Annotated in this window: 16 protein-coding genes; 14 read left to right on the forward strand and 2 right to left on the reverse strand. The window is 52.5% G+C overall.

The window, feature by feature from the left end; translation table 11 throughout:
- Positions 1 to 2: 2 nt before the first annotated feature.
- The 5 genes from ytfQ to IX31_RS19540 all read left to right on the forward strand — a co-directional run bounded on the left by ytfQ (position 3) and on the right by IX31_RS19540 (position 6,257).
- Positions 3 to 959 carry a galactofuranose ABC transporter, galactofuranose-binding protein YtfQ gene (gene ytfQ, locus IX31_RS19520; protein WP_034461239.1) on the forward strand — a complete coding sequence of 319 codons (957 nt, stop codon included), beginning with the start codon at positions 3 to 5 and terminating at the stop codon, positions 957 to 959.
- A gap of 142 nt (positions 960 to 1,101) precedes the next feature.
- Entirely contained in the window at positions 1,102 to 2,604 is a 1,503-nt protein-coding gene (ytfR, locus tag IX31_RS19525; protein WP_034461241.1) for a galactofuranose ABC transporter, ATP-binding protein YtfR, read from the forward strand.
- Between the two features lie 10 nt (positions 2,605 to 2,614).
- Positions 2,615 to 3,646, forward strand: a complete 1,032-nt coding sequence (ytfT, locus tag IX31_RS19530) for a galactofuranose ABC transporter, ATP-binding protein YtfT (protein ID WP_198528583.1) — start codon at positions 2,615 to 2,617, stop codon at positions 3,644 to 3,646.
- Positions 3,633 to 4,634 carry a galactofuranose ABC transporter, permease protein YjfF gene (gene yjfF / locus IX31_RS19535; protein ID WP_034461244.1) on the forward strand — a complete coding sequence of 334 codons (1,002 nt, stop codon included), beginning with the start codon at positions 3,633 to 3,635 and terminating at the stop codon, positions 4,632 to 4,634. Before ytfT ends, yjfF begins: the two co-directional genes overlap by 14 nt.
- A gap of 69 nt (positions 4,635 to 4,703) precedes the next feature.
- A complete protein-coding gene (locus tag IX31_RS19540) occupies positions 4,704 to 6,257 on the forward strand; it encodes a methyl-accepting chemotaxis protein (RefSeq protein ID WP_034461245.1) in 1,554 nt (517 codons plus the stop codon).
- Between the two features lie 96 nt (positions 6,258 to 6,353).
- Here IX31_RS19540 and fbp read toward each other — a convergent pair whose 3' ends face one another.
- Positions 6,354 to 7,352, reverse strand: coding sequence for a class 1 fructose-bisphosphatase (fbp, locus tag IX31_RS19545; protein WP_034461247.1), 999 nt, complete (start codon positions 7,350 to 7,352; stop codon positions 6,354 to 6,356).
- 174 nt (positions 7,353 to 7,526) lie between these two features.
- Between fbp and mpl the strand changes: the two genes are divergently transcribed.
- Positions 7,527 to 8,900 carry a UDP-N-acetylmuramate:L-alanyl-gamma-D-glutamyl-meso-diaminopimelate ligase gene (gene mpl / locus IX31_RS19550; protein WP_034461248.1) on the forward strand — a complete coding sequence of 458 codons (1,374 nt, stop codon included), beginning with the start codon at positions 7,527 to 7,529 and terminating at the stop codon, positions 8,898 to 8,900.
- A gap of 44 nt (positions 8,901 to 8,944) precedes the next feature.
- Here the strand turns inward: mpl and yjgA are convergent, their stop codons facing one another.
- Positions 8,945 to 9,496 (reverse strand): ribosome biogenesis factor YjgA, encoded by a 552-nt coding sequence (gene yjgA / locus IX31_RS19555; protein WP_034461249.1) that lies wholly within the window; start codon positions 9,494 to 9,496, stop codon positions 8,945 to 8,947.
- A gap of 99 nt (positions 9,497 to 9,595) precedes the next feature.
- Here yjgA and pmbA point away from each other — a divergent pair, with 99 nt between their 5' ends.
- The 8 genes from pmbA (at position 9,596) to mdcE (ending at position 16,956) form a co-directional block, all read left to right on the forward strand.
- The gene (gene pmbA / locus IX31_RS19560; RefSeq protein WP_034461250.1) at positions 9,596 to 10,948 is read left to right on the forward strand and encodes a metalloprotease PmbA; all 1,353 of its coding nucleotides are present in this window, start codon (positions 9,596 to 9,598) and stop codon (positions 10,946 to 10,948) included.
- A gap of 248 nt (positions 10,949 to 11,196) precedes the next feature.
- Positions 11,197 to 11,583 carry a cytochrome b562 gene (gene cybC / locus IX31_RS19565; RefSeq protein WP_034461367.1) on the forward strand — a complete coding sequence of 129 codons (387 nt, stop codon included), beginning with the start codon at positions 11,197 to 11,199 and terminating at the stop codon, positions 11,581 to 11,583.
- A gap of 68 nt (positions 11,584 to 11,651) precedes the next feature.
- Positions 11,652 to 12,236 carry a hypothetical protein gene (locus IX31_RS19570; RefSeq protein WP_034461251.1) on the forward strand — a complete coding sequence of 195 codons (585 nt, stop codon included), beginning with the start codon at positions 11,652 to 11,654 and terminating at the stop codon, positions 12,234 to 12,236.
- A 248-nt stretch (positions 12,237 to 12,484) separates the two neighbouring features.
- Positions 12,485 to 14,140: a malonate decarboxylase subunit alpha gene (gene mdcA, locus IX31_RS19575; RefSeq protein WP_034461252.1), complete on the forward strand. Its 1,656-nt coding sequence runs from the start codon at positions 12,485 to 12,487 to the stop codon at positions 14,138 to 14,140.
- On the forward strand, positions 14,140 to 15,024 hold the full coding sequence (locus IX31_RS19580) for a triphosphoribosyl-dephospho-CoA synthase (RefSeq protein WP_034461254.1): 885 nt from the start codon (positions 14,140 to 14,142) through the stop codon (positions 15,022 to 15,024). Before mdcA ends, IX31_RS19580 begins: the two co-directional genes overlap by 1 nt.
- A 9-nt stretch (positions 15,025 to 15,033) precedes the next feature.
- Positions 15,034 to 15,333, forward strand: coding sequence for a malonate decarboxylase acyl carrier protein (gene mdcC, locus IX31_RS19585; protein ID WP_034461255.1), 300 nt, complete (start codon positions 15,034 to 15,036; stop codon positions 15,331 to 15,333).
- A complete protein-coding gene (locus IX31_RS19590) occupies positions 15,326 to 16,159 on the forward strand; it encodes a biotin-independent malonate decarboxylase subunit beta (protein WP_034461257.1) in 834 nt (277 codons plus the stop codon). Before mdcC ends, IX31_RS19590 begins: the two co-directional genes overlap by 8 nt.
- A complete protein-coding gene (gene mdcE, locus IX31_RS19595) occupies positions 16,156 to 16,956 on the forward strand; it encodes a biotin-independent malonate decarboxylase subunit gamma (protein ID WP_034461259.1) in 801 nt (266 codons plus the stop codon). The genes IX31_RS19590 and mdcE overlap by 4 nt, the downstream gene beginning before the upstream one ends.
- The last annotated feature ends 35 nt before the right edge of the window (positions 16,957 to 16,991 follow it).

A 16,991-nucleotide genomic window follows, 5' to 3' on the forward strand; every position in this document is an offset into this window, starting at 1 on the left:
CTATGTGGAAGCGCTTACTTTTGGTCTCTGCAGTCTCCGCAGCCATGTCGTCTATGGCAATAGCTGCTCCGTTAACGGTCGGATTTTCGCAGGTAGGTTCTGAATCCGGCTGGCGTGCAGCAGAAACATCGGTTGCGAAGAGCGAGGCTCAGAAGCGTGGTATCACGCTGAAAATCGCAGACGGCCAACAAAAACAAGAAAACCAGATTAAAGCGGTACGTTCATTCATCGCCCAGGGCGTAGACGCAATCTTCATTGCGCCAATCGTCGCCACGGGTTGGGAGCCAGTATTACAAGAAGCAAAAGAGGCAAAAATCCCAGTCTTCCTGCTCGACCGTAATATCGATGTGAAAGATAAATCGCTGTACATGACCGTCGTTACCGCCAACAACGTGCTGGAAGGACAGTTGATTGGTGAATGGCTGCTTAAAGAGCTGAACGGTAAGCAATGTAACGTGGTTGAACTGCAAGGCACTGTGGGTGCGAGCGTGGCAATCGATCGTAAGAAAGGTTTCGCCGACGCCATTTCTAAAGCGTCGAATGTGAAAATCATTCGTTCTCAGTCTGGCGACTTTACTCGCAGCAAAGGTAAAGAAGTTATGGAGAGCTTCATCAAAGCTGAGAACAACGGCAAAAACATCTGCATGGTTTACGCGCATAACGACGACATGGTGATCGGTGCGATTCAGGCAATCAAAGAAGCGGGCCTGAAACCAGGCAAAGACATTCTGACCGGTTCAATTGATGGCGTGCCGGATATCTACAAAGCGATGATCGACGGCGAAGCGAACGCAAGCGTTGAACTGACGCCAAACATGGCAGGTCCGGCGTTCGATGCACTCGAGAAGTTCAAAAAAGACGGCACCATGCCTGAAAAAGTAACCATCACCAAGTCCACGCTGTATCTCCCGGACACGGCGAAAGAAGAGCTCGAGAAGAAGAAGTCGATGGGTTACTGATGAGTTACGCCCCTCCCGAAACGGAGGGGTTGTTTTATGTAGGGCGGATAAGCGTAGCGTCATCCGCCATTAAGGCACGGGCCTGGTTGAGGGCGCTGCTGCTTATCCCACCCTACAGTTGTGCGTTGGCAGGAGTGCGTTCATGAACACAAACAACAATCAGGAAATTCTGCGCACGGAAGGCTTATCAAAAAATTTCCCAGGCGTTAAGGCGCTCGACAAAGTGGATTTCAGCCTCAATCGTGGCGAAATCATGGCGTTACTGGGTGAAAACGGAGCAGGTAAATCAACGCTAATCAAAGCCTTAACCGGGGTTTATCAGCGTGATAGCGGCAATATTTATCTCGAAGGGGAGCTGATTTCCCCCAAAAATACTGCCCATGCCCAACAGCTCGGCATCGGTACGGTGTATCAGGAAGTCAACCTGCTGCCGAATATGTCGGTGGCGGATAACCTGTTTATCGGCCGCGAGCCGCGCCGCTTTGGGTTTATACAACGTAAAGAGATGGAACAGCGCGCTACACGCCTGATGGAATCCTACGGGTTTTCGCTGGATGTTGCCGAGCCGCTCAACCGCTACTCCGTGGCGATGCAGCAAATCGTTGCCATTTGCCGGGCCATCGATCTCTCCGCCAAAGTGCTGATCCTCGACGAACCCACCGCCAGCCTCGACACCAAAGAAGTCGAAATGCTTTTTACCCTGATGCGTCAGCTGCGCGATCAGGGCGTGAGCCTGATCTTCGTCACCCATTTCCTCGATCAAGTTTATGAAGTCACCGATCGTATTACTGTTCTGCGCAATGGATCGTTTGTTGGCACGCGAAATACTCGAGATCTGCCGCAGATCGAACTGGTGAAAATGATGCTGGGGCGCGAGCTGGAAACCAACGCGCTGAACCGCGCGGGCCGTACTTTGCTGAGTGATAAACCAGTCGCTGCGTTTAAAGATTTCGGTAAGAAAGGGGTGATCAATCCGTTTGATTTGGAGGTTCGCCCTGGCGAGATCGTTGGCCTGGCGGGCTTATTAGGCTCCGGTCGTACCGAAACCGCTGAAGTCATTTTTGGGATCAAGCCCGCAGATAGCGGCAACGCCTGGATCAAAGGCAAACAGCAATCACTGCGTTCGCCGCATAAGGCATCATCGCTCGGCATTGGTTTCTGCCCGGAAGACAGGAAGACAGACGGCATTATTGCCGCCGCTTCGGTACGTGAAAATATCATTCTGGCCTTGCAGGCCCAGCGCGGCTGGTTAAGGCCGATCCCTAAACGTGAGCAGTATCAGATAGCGGAACGGTTTATCCGCCAGCTGGGCATTCGCACACCAGGCCCGGATCAACCGATTGAGTTTCTTTCCGGCGGTAATCAGCAAAAAGTTCTGCTGTCGCGCTGGTTGCTGACCAAACCACAGTTCCTGATCCTTGACGAACCCACTCGTGGGATCGACGTTGGCGCGCACGCTGAAATTATCCGTTTGATAGAAACACTGTGTGCCGATGGCCTGGCACTGCTGGTTATCTCATCGGAACTCGAGGAGCTGGTGGGTTATGCGGATCGCGTGATCATCATGCGTGACAGGCAGCAAGTGGCTGAGATCCCGCTCGCAGATCTTTCCGTATCGGCCATTATGAATGCCATTGCGGCATAAGGAGTAACACGTGATGTCTCGTTCATTGCCGCAAACGGATGCCGAAAAGCCAAAGCGAAATTTCCGCTGGCCGCCGGGTATTCCGCAGTTAGTCGCCCTGGTGCTGGTGCTATTAGTTGATAGCCTGGTCGCCAACCATTTCTTTGATATCGTTGTGCAAAACGGGCGGCTGTTCGGCAGCCCGATAGACATTCTTAACCGTGCGGCACCGGTCGCATTACTCGCCATTGGTATGACGCTGGTGATCGCCACCGGCGGTATCGATCTTTCCGTTGGTGCAGTAATGGCGATTGCGGGAGCCACGGCTGCGACGCTCACCGTTGATGGGCATAGTCTGACGGTTGTGATTCTCGCGTCCCTCGGTGTCGGTGTTCTTGCGGGGCTGTGGAACGGCATTCTGGTCGCGATACTCAAGATTCAGCCGTTTGTTGCCACGCTGATTTTAATGGTCGCCGGGCGCGGGGTGGCGCAACTTATCACCGCCGGGCAAATCGTCACTTTTAACTCACCAAATCTCTCTTATCTGGGCAGCGGCTCGCTGTTCTTCTTCCCGACGCCGGTGATTATCGTGCTGGCGACGCTGCTGGTCTTCTGGCTTTTTACCCGCAAAACCGCGCTGGGCCTGTTTATCGAATCGGTTGGGATTAACATTCGCGCGGCGAAAAACGCCGGGGTGAATACACGCCTTGTTGTGATGCTCACTTACGTTTTAAGCGGTCTGTGCGCGGCGATTGCCGGGATTATCGTGACTGCCGATATTCGTGGTGCCGATGCCAATAACGCCGGGTTGTGGTTGGAACTGGACGCTATTCTGGCGGTAGTCATCGGTGGAGGTTCGCTGATGGGCGGGCGCTTTAACATCGCGCTTTCGGTGATTGGTGCGCTGATTATTCAGGGGATGAACACCGGCATTCTGCTTTCTGGCTTCCCGCCTGAGCTTAACCAGGTGGTGAAGGCGGTGGTGGTGATGTGCGTGCTGATTGTTCAGTCACCGCGTTTTATTGCTTTGCTCAAAGGACTCCGTCGCCATGATCAAACGTAACTTGCCGTTGATGATTACCCTGGCGGTGTTTGTGCTGGGATATCTGTATTGCCTGACGCAATTCCCCGGTTTTGCCTCTACGCGGGTGATTTGCAACATCCTGACCGATAACGCGTTTCTGGGTATTATTGCCGTTGGCATGACATTTGTGATCCTCTCGGGCGGTATCGATCTTTCCGTCGGTTCGGTGATCGCCTTTACCGGCGTGTTCCTCGCTAAAGCGATTGGTTTCTGGGGATTATCACCGCTGGTGGCCTTCCCGCTGGTGCTGCTGATGGGCTGCGCATTCGGCGCGTTTATGGGCTTACTTATCGACGCGCTGAAAATCCCTGCCTTTATTATTACGCTCGCCGGGATGTTCTTCCTGCGTGGGGTGAGTTACCTGGTTTCAGAAGAGTCGATTCCTATTAACCACCCGATTTACGACACCCTTTCAAACCTTGCCTGGCGTATTCCCGGCGGCGGGCGCTTGAGTGCGATGGGCCTGCTGATGCTGGCGGTGGTGGTGATTGGTATTTTCCTTGCGCACCGCACCCGTTTTGGTAACCAGGTTTATGCGATTGGCGGCAACGCGACTTCGGCAAACCTGATGGGGATTTCAACGCGCAGCACCACTATCCGCATTTATATGCTGTCGACCGGGCTTGCGACTTTGGCCGGTATTGTCTTTTCACTCTATACCTCAGCAGGTTATGCGCTGGCGGGAATGGGCGTTGAGCTGGATGCAATTGCCTCAGTGGTTATCGGTGGCACGCTGTTAAGCGGTGGAGTGGGGACGGTGCTCGGTACGCTGTTTGGCGTGGCTATTCAGGGACTGATTCAGACATATATTAACTTCGATGGCACGCTCAGTTCGTGGTGGACGAAAATTGCCATCGGCATTTTGCTGTTTATTTTCATTGCGCTACAGCGCGGCCTGACGGTGCTGTGGGAAAACCGCCAAAGCTCACCAGTGAAGCGCATTAACGTCACGTCCGGTCAAAGCTGAATCGCTTTGTCTAAACTTTCCCCGGTGATGGTCGATAACACTTAATCGTTCTGTCACCGGGAAAAGAGCATGTTGAAAAATTTGTCTATTCGCACGGGGCTGCTGACTTTGCTGGCAGTTATGACCTTCCTGTTGTTATTTGTCAGCGGCATGGGCATTTTTGCTCTGCAACAAAGCTCAACCTCACTCCAGAATATCAATCGCCTACAGGGCGAGCAGATGGTGCGGTTGTCTGATGGCTATGTTTCGTTGCTACGTGCGCGTAATGGTGCAGGGCAGGCGGTTCGCCAGATGGAAATTGGCCTGCTGGAAGATGCCACCAAATCTACCGATTACGTTGCAAGTGATGTGACGGCGGCTCAACAGCAGCTAAAAGAGTTTATCGACAGCGGCGTGAGTGATGAAGAAGGCAATCGACTGATTCAAAACTTATCGCAAAGCTATGCGGAATATCTCGCAAAAGGTATCAATCCGATGCTTGCAGCACTCACCAAACAAAGCCCCGATGATTACTACGACCTGCTGGAAAAGACGTTGATTCCGCTGTCGCAAAAGTTTGATACCGATGTGGAGATTTTCAAACAGTGGGGCGAGGCGCGCGGAAACAGCGAAGTTGAAGCGGTGCAATTGCATAAGAAAATCGTCCTGACGCTAATTATTATCGCCGCATTGCTCACTGCCGGAATTATCGTGCTGGTGTGGCTGGCTCTACGCCATTTACTGCTCAAGCCGTTAAATCAATCGATTGAACAACTGGAGTTTGTCGCCAAAGGCGATTTAACCCAGACGTTGCCGCCTGCTGGCAATAACGAATTTGGCCGTCTGGCGACGGCAATTACCCTCATGCGAGATTCCCTGATGGAATCGGTGAGCCGCGTGCGTGATGCCAGCTCGCAAATTGATACCGGCAGTCGCGAACTAGCCGCAGGCAACCAGAACCTTGCCCAGCGCACCGAATCGACCGCTACTTCTCTTGAGCAAACTGCCGCCAGCATGGAGCAGATCACCGCAACAGTGAAACAGAACGCCGACAACGCCGAGCAGGCGCATAAATTAGCGAAAGACGTTTCTGATACTGCCGATCGTGGCAGTGAAATGGTGTGCTATGTGATTGAGAAAATGCGTGATATCTCCAGTAGCTCTGACCGTATTGCAGACATCCTGAGCGTTATCGACGGCATCGCTTTCCAGACCAATATCCTGGCGCTCAACGCCTCGGTAGAAGCGGCGCGTGCTGGTGAGCAAGGGCGCGGGTTTGCGGTCGTTGCGGGCGAAGTTCGTACCCTGGCAAGCCGTAGTGCTGATGCAGCAAAAGAGATCCGTACGCTGATTTCTGATTCGCAAAATCATGTTGGTGAAGGTCGTGAACTGGCGCAGCAAGCCGGGGAAACCATGGATGAAATCGCCGAAGAAGTGATGCGTATGACTCGTCTGGTGAGTGAAATCGCTAATGCGTCAAACGAGCAAAGCTACGGTATCGAACAGGTGAACATCGCGGTAAGCCAGATGGATGAAGCAGCGCAGCAAAATGCGGCATTGGTTCAGGAATCTACCGCAGCTACGCGTTCCCTTGAAGAGCAGTCGCAGCATTTGGTGGCGGCCATGGCGACATTCAGGTGCTAATGCCGTATTAACATTGATTATCGCCCATAAAAAACCCGCAAATGCGGGTTTTGGCTTTTGTAGAGTGGATAAGCGTCATCCACAACCCATCACAACTTATGCATCCGGGTACTCACGGATAAAGCGTTCTACATCATCGACCATATGTTCGTTACCCACGAAGAACGGGCGGCGCTGGTGCAGGGTTTCCGGGATGATATCCAGAATACGTTCTTTGCCGTCACTCGCTTTACCGCCAGCCTGTTCTGCAAGGAATGCCATTGGGTTACCTTCATACAGTAAACGCAGCTTCCCTTGCGGGTGGCTTGCGGTACTTGGATAAAGATAAATCCCGCCTTTGAGCAAGTTGCGGTGGAAGTCGGCAACCAGAGAACCGATATAACGTGAGGTATACGGGCGTTGGGTGTTTGAATCTTCTTCCTGGCAGAACTTAATGTACTTTTTCACACCCTGCGGGAAACGGATGTAGTTCCCTTCGTTGATGGAGTAGGTATTGCCGGTTTCCGGGAAACGCATACGTTCCTGGCACAGGCAGAATACGCCAAGAGAAGGATCGTAGGTGAAGGCATGAACGCCACAACCGGTGGTATAAACCAGCATGGTTGAAGAGCCATAAACCACATAACCCGCTGCGACCTGGCGGTTGCCTGGTTGGAGGAAATCGGCTTCGGTAACAGGTGTGCCTACCGGCGTAATACGGCGATAGATAGAGAAAATGGTACCGACTGATACGTTTACGTCGATGTTTGATGAACCATCAAGCGGGTCCATCAGCACTACATATTTGGCATGTTCCGCGCCTTCGAAAACAACAATGTCATCTTCTTCTTCGGAAGCAACACCGGCCACAATCCCTCGGGCTTTCAGTGCTGCTTTCAGTTTTTCGTTTGCGAACAGGTCAAGTTTTTGCTGCACTTCGCCCTGAACGTTTTCAGCTCCGCTGGCACCCAAAATATCAACCAGACCTGCTTTGTTGATATCACGGTGGATGATTTTTGCGCCGAGCTTTATTGCCGACAACAAGGCAGTCAGTTCACCGGTTGCGTGCGAGAACTCGTGCTGCTTTTCGACAATAAATTCACCTAACGTTTTCATAACACTTTCCCTGCTTCTGTTAATTAAATGAAACGACTGCAACAATCCTAACAAAGATTCAAATAGTAGCGTACAGGTGAATCGCGCCAGCAAAATACGGAATTAACTTAAATGCGATTTGCCAGCACCCAACATACGGTTAGAATGTGCGCCAAATAATAAAAGGATAGTTTTATGCGTATTCATATTTTGGGTATTTGCGGCACGTTCATGGGCGGCCTTGCTATGCTGGCTCGTTCACTCGGCCATCAGGTTACGGGCTCGGATGCTAATGTGTACCCTCCAATGAGCACTCTGCTTGAAGAGCAGGGTATTGAATTAATTCAAGGTTACGACCCAAGCCAGCTCGATCCGCAACCGGATCTGGTGATCATCGGCAACGCAATGACGCGTGGAAATCCGTGTGTTGAAGCGGTACTTGAGAAAAGTATCCCTTACATGTCTGGCCCACAATGGCTGCACGATTTTGTGTTGCGCGACCGTTGGGTGTTGGCTGTGGCGGGTACGCACGGTAAAACCACCACCGCAGGTATGGCAACGTGGATTCTGGAAGCCTGTGGCTACAAGCCTGGCTTTGTGATTGGCGGCGTACCGGGTAATTTCGACGTCTCTGCGCGCCTGGGCGACAGTCCATTCTTCGTGATTGAAGCTGACGAATACGACTGTGCGTTCTTCGATAAGCGTTCCAAATTTGTACATTACTGCCCGCGTACGTTGATCCTCAATAACCTTGAGTTTGATCACGCGGACATCTTTGACGATCTGAAAGCGATTCAGAAACAGTTCCACCACCTGGTGCGTATCGTTCCGGGGCAGGGGAAAATCATCTGGCCTGAGAACGACACCAACATTAAGCAGACGCTGGCAATGGGTTGCTGGAGCGAGCAGGAACTGGTGGGCGAACAAGGCCATTGGCAGGCGAAGAAACTTAATCCTGATGCATCCAACTGGGAAGTGTATCTGGATGGCGAGCATGTCGGTGAAGTTCACTGGCAGCTTGTTGGCGAACACAACATGCATAACGGGCTGATGGCGATCGCCGCAGCACGCCATGTGGGTGTTACACCGGCAGATGCCGCGAAAGCCCTGGATAGCTTTATCAACGCACGTCGTCGCCTTGAATTACGTGGCGAAGCGCATGGCGTGACGGTATATGACGATTTTGCTCACCATCCAACGGCGATTCTGGCAACGCTTTCGGCATTGCGCAGCAAAGTTGGCGGCACCGCACGTATTCTCGCGGTGCTTGAGCCACGTTCTAACACCATGAAAATGGGTCTGAGCAAAGATGATCTGGCACCTTCTTTAGGTCGTGCAGACGAAGTCTTCTTGCTTCAGCCTCCGCATATTCCATGGCAGGTGGTGGAAGTGGCAGAAGCCTGTATTCAGCCTGCTCACTGGAGTGCGGATGTCGACACTTTGGCAGATATGGTGGTGAAAACGGCTCAACCTGGCGACCATATTCTGGTGATGAGCAACGGTGGTTTTGGTGGTATTTACCAGAAATTGCTGGATGGTCTGGCTAAGAAAGCTCAGCTACAAGAGTAATGCGACCCACCAATAAAAATGCCCGCAAATTTGCGGGCATTTTTTTAGGCCTGGGTTTCAGCCAGTTCGCGCAGATAAGAGAAAATCTGGCGGTAAGATTTTGGCGGCTTATTTGCTGCCTTCTCTTTTTGTGCGTTACGAATCAGCACACGTAATTGCTGGCGGTCTGCTTCTGGGTAAAGTCTTAACACTTCACTCATTGCATCATCGCCTTCCTCAACCAAACGATCGCGCAGGGCTTCCAGTTTATGGAACAGTGCGACTTGTTGGTTGTGACGGTTTTTCAGTTTATCGAGTGCAACGCGGATTGGGTCCATGTCGCGCGAACGCATCATTTTGCCAATTAACTGAACCTGACGGCGGCGGCCTTCTTTTTTGATTTTCTGAGCCAAATCAATAGCGGCACGCAAATCTTCATCAAGAGGGATTTTGTCGAGCGCATTTTTGCCCAACTCCATCAGTTCCATACCCAGGCGTTTTAACTCCTCGGCATCACGCTTAATTTCGCTTTTACTGACCCAGATAATCTCATCATCTTCGTCTTCATTTTCGTCATCTGGGACGTCGTCGAGCCAGTCATCGGGCTGCTTAGTCATATTAGGCTCCTTAAAAAAAGTGGCTAATTCTACCAGTAAAGCCTGTTCACTGCGAAATTGTTCTGTTCTGGGTTAGACTTAATTCACTCACCTTACATTATGGCAGTAGCGATGAAAGTAAACACGCAAGTAGCACAACAACGTCAGGTTCTGGAACAAGCGGTATCTCAGGCGCTGGAACTGGCTTCCGCTCAGTCCGATGGCGCAGAAGTTGCCGTCAGTAAAACCACCGGTATCAGCGTAAGCACCCGATACGGTGAGGTGGAAAACGTCGAATTTAACAGCGATGGTGCGTTAGGCATCACCGTTTATCATCAAAACCGTAAAGGTAGCGCCTCCACAACAGACCTTAGCCCGGACGCCGTAGCGCGCACCGTGCAGGCGGCGTTGGATATCGCTCGTTACACATCCCCAGACCCGTTTGCCGGTGTGGCGGATAAAGAATTACTGGCTTTTGAAGCGCCAGATTTAGATCTTTTCCATCCAACGGAAATGGATGCTGACCGCGCGATTGAGCTGGCGGCACGCGCGGAAAATGCATCATTGAACGTTGATAAGCGCATCAACAATACCGAAGGCGGCAGTTTTAACAGCCACTACGGCATTAAAGTATTCGGTAATAGCAACGGTATGCTGCAAAGCTACTGTTCAACGCGCCATTCGCTTTCCAGCTGTGTTATCGCAGAAGTTAACGGCGAGATGGAGCGTGATTACGCCTACACCATTGGTCGCGCGATGGAAGACCTCGACAGCCCTGAATCGGTAGGTATCGAGTGCGCCCGCCGCACTTTAGCGCGCCTCTCCCCGCGCAAACTGTCTACTATGAAAGCACCGGTAATCTTTGCGGCTGAAGCGGCAACTGGCTTGTTTGGCCATTTAGTGGGTGCGATTGCGGGCGGCTCGGTTTACCGCAAATCCACTTTCCTGCTGGATTCCCTCGGCAAACAAATCTTGCCGGAATGGCTGACGATTGAAGAGCACCCGCATCTGCTCAAAGGCCTGGCATCTACACCGTTTGATAGCGAAGGGGTTCGTACAGAACGCCGTGACATTATTAAAGATGGTGTTCTGCAACAATGGCTGTTGACCAACTACTCTGCGCGCAAACTGGGTCTGAAAAGCACCGGCCATGCGGGTGGTATCCACAACTGGCGTATCGAAGGGCGCGGTCTGGATTTCGCAGGTATGCTCAAAGAGATGGGCACGGGCCTAGTTGTGACTGAACTGATGGGACAGGGCGTAAGCGGCATCACTGGCGATTACTCTCGTGGCGCATCGGGTTTCTGGGTCGAAAATGGTGAAATCCAATATCCGGTGAGCGAAATTACTATCGCTGGAAACTTGAAAGATATGTGGCGTGAAATGGTCACAATTGGTAGTGATATTGAGAAGCGCAGTAATATTCAATGTGGTTCAGTGCTGTTACCGGAGATGAAGATCGCCGGTCAGTAGAACGGTAACGGGTGCGTCCTGCCGCGCCCTTCTTAAAAAAAATATTACTCTAAATAATTCGAGTTGCAGGACAAAAGGCTTCAGCCTTTTGAACAGCGCTTGCGCTGGCCCCAACGGGGCGAGGCCATAGGCCGAGTAGCGCGGCAGGGAGCTTATCCCCAGGAGCTTACTTAAGTAAGTGACTGGGGTAAGTGAGTGCAGCCAACACCCCTGCAGCTCGAAGTATGACGAGTAAAAAAGGTGAGCAAATGCGTAAGCAACTGATTGCAATGTTGGCAGTATCGTCGGTGTTATTTACTGGCGCTGTAATGGCAAAAGATGTTGGCGATGACATGGATACCATCGCTGAAAATTACAAAACCGTGTTGAAGACCGATAACGCGGCAGAGTTAAAAACCTCGCTGAACAATATGCGAACTGCGGCGCTGGATGCGCAAAAGGGCACCCCTCCAAAACTCGAGAACAAAGCGGCAGACAGTGCCGAGATGAAAGATTATCGTCACGGTTTGGATTTACTGGTTGGACAGATTGACGGTGCGCTGAAGCTTGCCAACGAAGGCAAAGTGAAAGAAGCACAGGCGGCAGCAGAAGAATTCAAAACCACTCGCAATGCCTACCATAAAAAATACCGCTAAGCTCATACTGGCCCCTAACCCCTAAGGGGCCGGAACATCTCTGTTTATCTTATAAGGACATCCGATTTATGAAACCGATTCAAACGTTTATTAAAGGTGCCGCTACAGTTTCGCTGCTGGCATTTAGCGTTTTCTCTGCAAATGCCGCGATTTTGCCTGTCGCCGGTGATTTCCAGGCCGACCATTTCTCCGCAAAAGTTGTTTCCGTTGATCAAAAAAATCACGTTGTAGTCCTGGAAGGTGAAGAAGGGAATAAAGTTTCTCTCAACGTTCCAGAACAAGCCGGTACGCTGGCGAATATAAAAGCGGGCGACACTGTAGACACTACCGTTACGCGTTCTGTCGCTATTGCGTTTGATACCGATATTGATAAATCGGCACCGACTGCGTCCACAACTAAAGGTGAGGAGAAGGCGACCAAAGAAGATCCGCAACATGAAGCCTTCCGCCAGGTTAACGTTCAGCTGAAAATTAAACACATCGATCTGAAAAAGAATGAAATTACCTTCGTAGGGCCAAAAGGTCAGGAAAAAACGGTAACCGTGGAAGACCCTAAAGTTCAGGCGAAATTGAAAGATCTGAAAGTTAACCAAAGCGTGCGCGTGACTTACACTGATTCAATCAAAATCACTGCCCATCCGGCTAAATCATAATAGCTGAAGCTTTATACCCCTCTTTCCGTTTGTGGGAAGAGGGGTCAATAATGAAATAAAGTTTTTATATTGTCAGTAGTGCAGAATTCCTGTTCCCGCCTTCCACCCCGATCACAAAACCGAATATCCATTATTACTCTAAGGCTAATGATTCATTCCTCACCTTAATTGATACCCCAAATGGGTAGGCGCACAATTTAACCAGACTAAAGCAAATCAAAATGATTGGCTGAATCAGGAGGTTAAATATGTTGTCTGGGCAAACCCCAGCACGGGCCTGGAACACACGTCGCACCGAGAAACAGCGTCGTATGGCTTCCACCAACGTGCAGGGCAAGGTGCTTCCAACCGAAGGCCTTGTCGATATGCTGGAAAAACTGATCGCTCCTGGCGATCGCGTGGTGCTTGAAGGCAATAACCAAAAACAGGCGGATTTCCTTTCCCGCATGTTGGCTGAAGTTAGCCCATCCAAAGTTCACGACCTGCATATGATTATGCCGAGCGTCGGGCGTAGCGAACACCTTGATATTTTTGAAAAAGGCATCGCCCGCAAGCTCGATTTCTCCTTCTCTGGCACCCAAAGCCTGCGCATTTCGCAGCTGCTTGAAGATGGTCAGTTAGAGATTGGTGCCATTCATACCTACATCGAACTTTATTCCCGTTTGTATGTGGACCTCGCGCCGAACGTTGCGTTGATTGCCGGTTTTAAAGCCGACCGCAAAGGCAACTTGTATACCGGCGCCAGCACCGAAGATACGCCAGCTCTGGTTGAAGCGGCTGCTTTCCACGATGGCATTGTTATCGCTCAGGTTAACGAACTGGTGGATGACGAGTGTGATTTGCCGCGTGTGGATATCCCCGGCTCGTGGATTGACTATGTAGTTGTTGCCGACAAACCATTCTTTATCGAACCGCTGTTTACCCGCGACCCGCGTTTGATCAAGCAAGAACACATTCTGATGGCGATGATGGCGATTAAAGGCATCTACGCTGAACATCAGGTGCAATCGCTCAACCACGGCATCGGTTTTAACACCGCCGCCATCGAACTGTTGCTGCCAACCTATGGCGAGCAACTCGGCCTGAAAGGCAAAATCTGTAAACACTGGACGCTGAACCCGCACCCAACATTAATCCCTGCTATCGAAAGCGGCTGGGTTGAAACCGTGCACTGCTTCGGCGGCGAGCTGGGTATGGAAGAGTACGTACGCGCTCGTCCGGATGTGTTCTTTACCGGTGCTGATGGCTCGATGCGCTCCAACCGCGCGTTCTGCCAGTTAGCAGGCCAGTACGCAGTGGATATGTTTATCGGTTCTACCTTGCAGGTTGATGGTTACGCCAACTCCTCTACGGTGACTCGCGGTCGTCTGTCCGGTTTCGGCGGTGCGCCAAACATGGGCCATGACCCACACGGCCGTCGTCATGCAACGCCTGCCTGGCTTGCGATGCAGGCTCAACCGGATCTGATGCAGCGTGGCCGTAAGCTCGTTGTTCAGATGGTCGAAACCTTCCAGGCTGGCGTTAAGCCAACGTTCGTGGAAAAACTCGACGCGGTTGAAGTCGCAAAATCCTCCGGTATGCCGCTGGCTCCGGTCATGATTTACGGCGATGACGTGACCCACGTGCTGACCGAAGAAGGCATCGCGTATCTGTATCGTGCTGAAAGCATGGAAGAGCGCCGTGCGATGGTGGCATCTGTTGCAGGTATCACTGATATCGGTCTGGGTGTTGACGCTAAACGCGTTGCCGCACTGCGCCAAAGCGGCAAAGTGGTGTTCCCGGAAGACATGGGTATTCGCCGCACTGACGCAACCCGTTCTCTGCTGGCTGCCAGCAGCGTGGCGGACTTAGTGGAATGGTCTGGCGGTCTTTATAACCCACCTGCGAAATTCCGGAGCTGGTAATGAAACTACAGCCACAGATTGGGAGTGAAGGCAGCGCTGCATGGCTTGCAAGGGTTGCCACCCAAAGCTTGATCACAGAAGCACGCTTAAGCCCGAAACCTGGTCTCGTGGACAGTCGTGGAAGCGGTGCACATCACGACCTGACACTGGAATTGATGGAGCGCTCGGCGCACAGCCTTTCCCCGACGTTTCATGCGCTTGCATTGCAAAGCTGGCAACGCCCGGCCGATATCGCTCTACGCCAACTTGTAGGTCGGTTAGGCCGAGAAGGTGAAGCACAAATGATGGCGGCTACAGGCGGAGTGAATACTCACCGGGGCGCCATTTGGGCACTCGGATTGCTAGTCGCCGCGGCGGCAATGCACGGCTGTGAAGGCAGTAGTTCAGAGATTGCGGCAAGTGCCGCAAAACTTGCCAGCCTGCCAGACAGCTGCGCACCAAAGGTTTTCAGTAAGGGGTTACTCGCAACACGCCGTTATCGCGTTCCTGGCGCCCGGGAAGAAGCCCAGCTTGGCTTCCCGCACATCATGCGACTGGCACTGCCGCAACTGCGTCGCAGCCGCCAGTCAGGCGCAACGGAAGAGCAAGCCCGGCTCGATGCACTGATGGCCATTATGACTTCGCTTAGCGATACCTGTGTGCTTTCACGTGCAGGCCTTGAAGGGCTGGAAACTATGCAAAACGGCGCGCGTAGCGTGTTGGTCGCAGGTGGCACAGCAACAGCTCAAGGTCGCGCAGCATTAGCCTGGCTCGATAAGCAAATGCTGGCACTCAATGCCTCTCCGGGTGGGGCCGCAGATTTGCTGGCCGCCACGCTGCTGGTTGATCGTATCGCCTGCGATAACGCGACGCTTACCCCATTACCGCAACATTCACACTTTTAAGAGGGTGTTATGGAACACATTACGTTGTCTTTTCCGGCAACTCGCACCGTTAGCGGCAAAGCGCTGGCGGGTGTAGTTGGCTCCGGTGATATGGAAGTTCTGTTTACCGCGACTCAGGGTGAAACCCTGGCTATCGCCATCACCACATCTGTCGATAACAGCGAGCAACGCTGGCAGGCACTGTTTGAACGCCTTGGCGCATTGTCCTGCCTGCCAGCCGGACAGATGCAGATCCACGACTTTGGCGCGACGCCGGGTGTGGCTCGTATCCGCATCGAACAAGTTTTTGAAGAGGTGACTCATGCGTAACGACAGCAGCTTTATCGAACTTAAAGCGCGTGAACGTGCTCGCCTGCTGCTCGATGACGGCAGCTTCCGCGAACTGCTTGACCCATTCGAAGGCATTGTTTCCCCGTGGTTAGAAGCTCAGGGCATCGTTGTGCAATCTGACGACGGCATGGTCGTTGCCAAAGGCACCATTAATGGCGGCCCGGCGGTAGTGATTGCGATTGAAGGCGCTTTCCAGGGCGGCAGCATGGGCGAAGTGTCCGGTGCGAAAATGGCCGCAGCCCTTGAACTGGCAGCGGAAGATAACCGTAACGGCATCCCGACTCAGGCGGTTTTGTGCCTCGAAACGGGCGGCGTGCGCTTACAGGAAGCGAACCTCGGCCTTGCAGCGATTGCTGATATTCACGCCGCTATCGTTGATCTGCGCCGTTATACGCCGGTCATTGGCGTGGTGGCAGGCACCGTGGGCTGCTTCGGCGGGATGTCTATTGCGGCAGCATTATGCAGCCACTTGATTGTGACTCGCGAAGCGCGCCTTGGCCTGAACGGTCCGCAGGTTATCGAACAGGAAGCGGGAATTGACGAATACGACTCCCGTAACCGTCCGTTTATCTGGAGCATGACCGGCGGCGAAGTTCGCTATGAGAGCGGCCTGGTAGAAACGCTGGTGGGTGATGGCGTCAACGCTGTTAAACAAGCGGTGAACGCGGCTATCGCTAAAGGTGTTCCGGCTCAACATCGTACCGATAACTATGACTGGTATCTCGAGCGCCTGAACAATTTCGACACCACTAAACAGGCTGATTCCGAACAGATTAAACAGCTTTTTGGGGAGAAACGCGCATGAGCCAGAAACTGAATCGCGCCGCCATTTGGTTGGACAAACTCACCGCAAACGCACCGCATATGGTTGGTCTTTGCCCGTCAGTGCAAGTTGCCGATGGTTCTGTTGATGGCCAGGCTGCACGTTTTATCGCCGTCGTGCCTGATGAAAACAACCATTATCCACGCGCCAAAGGTGGTGAAGTGGGTCTGCTTGAAGGCTGGACACTGGCAAAAGTGGTTAGCGAAACCATCGCAGAAGATGCTGAAAAGTCTGAGAAACGCGCCATTGTGGCGGTGATCGACGTTCCGAGCCAGGCTTATGGCCGTCGCGAAGAAGCGTTTGGTATCCACCAGGCACTGGCAGGTGCAGCAGCGGCTTACGCCAATGCGCGCCTGGCGGGGCACCCGGTTGTTGGGCTGATTGTTGGTAAAGCGATGTCCGGTGCGTTCCTTGCACACGGCTACCAGGCAAACCGCCTGATCGCGTTCAACGATTCCGGCGTGATGATCCACGCAATGGGTAAAGAGTCTGCAGCACGAATCACGCTGCGTACTGTAGAAGCGCTGGAAAAACTGGCGGCGACCATCCCACCGATGGCTTACGACATCAGCAACTACGAAACCCTGGGCCTGTTATCCGCTCTGCTGGATATCGCCAGTCCTGAAGCACCACTTGGTGCTGATATGGACAAAGTGAACGCAGCGCTGGCGACCGCAGTACGCGAAGCCCGCACGGATAACACGCTGAAAAACCGCCTGAATGCGAAAAATCGCAGTAGCTCAGCGCTGGTTCGCGAACGTATGCGAGCAAGCTGGTAACGATTGTAATTAGAGCTAAAAGACAGACCTGCCAG

It is taken from the genome of Buttiauxella noackiae, assembly GCF_000737905.1.
Classification (GTDB): Bacteria; Pseudomonadota; Gammaproteobacteria; order Enterobacterales; family Enterobacteriaceae; genus Buttiauxella; species Buttiauxella noackiae.

What these genes read in the sequence shown, in the direction of transcription:
- ytfQ (WP_034461239.1), top strand. Translation starts at nt 3, where the DNA reads ATGTGGAAGCGCTTACTTTTGGTCTCTGCAGTCTCCGCAGCCATGTCG.
- ytfR (WP_034461241.1), top strand. Translation starts at nt 1,102, where the DNA reads ATGAACACAAACAACAATCAGGAAATTCTGCGCACGGAAGGCTTATCA.
- yjfF (WP_034461244.1), top strand. Translation starts at nt 3,633, where the DNA reads ATGATCAAACGTAACTTGCCGTTGATGATTACCCTGGCGGTGTTTGTG.
- IX31_RS19540 (WP_034461245.1), top strand. Translation starts at nt 4,704, where the DNA reads ATGTTGAAAAATTTGTCTATTCGCACGGGGCTGCTGACTTTGCTGGCA.
- fbp (WP_034461247.1), bottom strand. Translation starts at nt 7,352, where the DNA reads ATGAAAACGTTAGGTGAATTTATTGTCGAAAAGCAGCACGAGTTCTCG.
- mpl (WP_034461248.1), top strand. Translation starts at nt 7,527, where the DNA reads ATGCGTATTCATATTTTGGGTATTTGCGGCACGTTCATGGGCGGCCTT.
- yjgA (WP_034461249.1), bottom strand. Translation starts at nt 9,496, where the DNA reads ATGACTAAGCAGCCCGATGACTGGCTCGACGACGTCCCAGATGACGAA.
- pmbA (WP_034461250.1), top strand. Translation starts at nt 9,596, where the DNA reads ATGGCAGTAGCGATGAAAGTAAACACGCAAGTAGCACAACAACGTCAG.
- cybC (WP_034461367.1), top strand. Translation starts at nt 11,197, where the DNA reads ATGCGTAAGCAACTGATTGCAATGTTGGCAGTATCGTCGGTGTTATTT.
- IX31_RS19570 (WP_034461251.1), top strand. Translation starts at nt 11,652, where the DNA reads ATGAAACCGATTCAAACGTTTATTAAAGGTGCCGCTACAGTTTCGCTG.
- mdcA (WP_034461252.1), top strand. Translation starts at nt 12,485, where the DNA reads ATGTTGTCTGGGCAAACCCCAGCACGGGCCTGGAACACACGTCGCACC.
- IX31_RS19580 (WP_034461254.1), top strand. Translation starts at nt 14,140, where the DNA reads ATGAAACTACAGCCACAGATTGGGAGTGAAGGCAGCGCTGCATGGCTT.
- mdcC (WP_034461255.1), top strand. Translation starts at nt 15,034, where the DNA reads ATGGAACACATTACGTTGTCTTTTCCGGCAACTCGCACCGTTAGCGGC.
- IX31_RS19590 (WP_034461257.1), top strand. Translation starts at nt 15,326, where the DNA reads ATGCGTAACGACAGCAGCTTTATCGAACTTAAAGCGCGTGAACGTGCT.
- mdcE (WP_034461259.1), top strand. Translation starts at nt 16,156, where the DNA reads ATGAGCCAGAAACTGAATCGCGCCGCCATTTGGTTGGACAAACTCACC.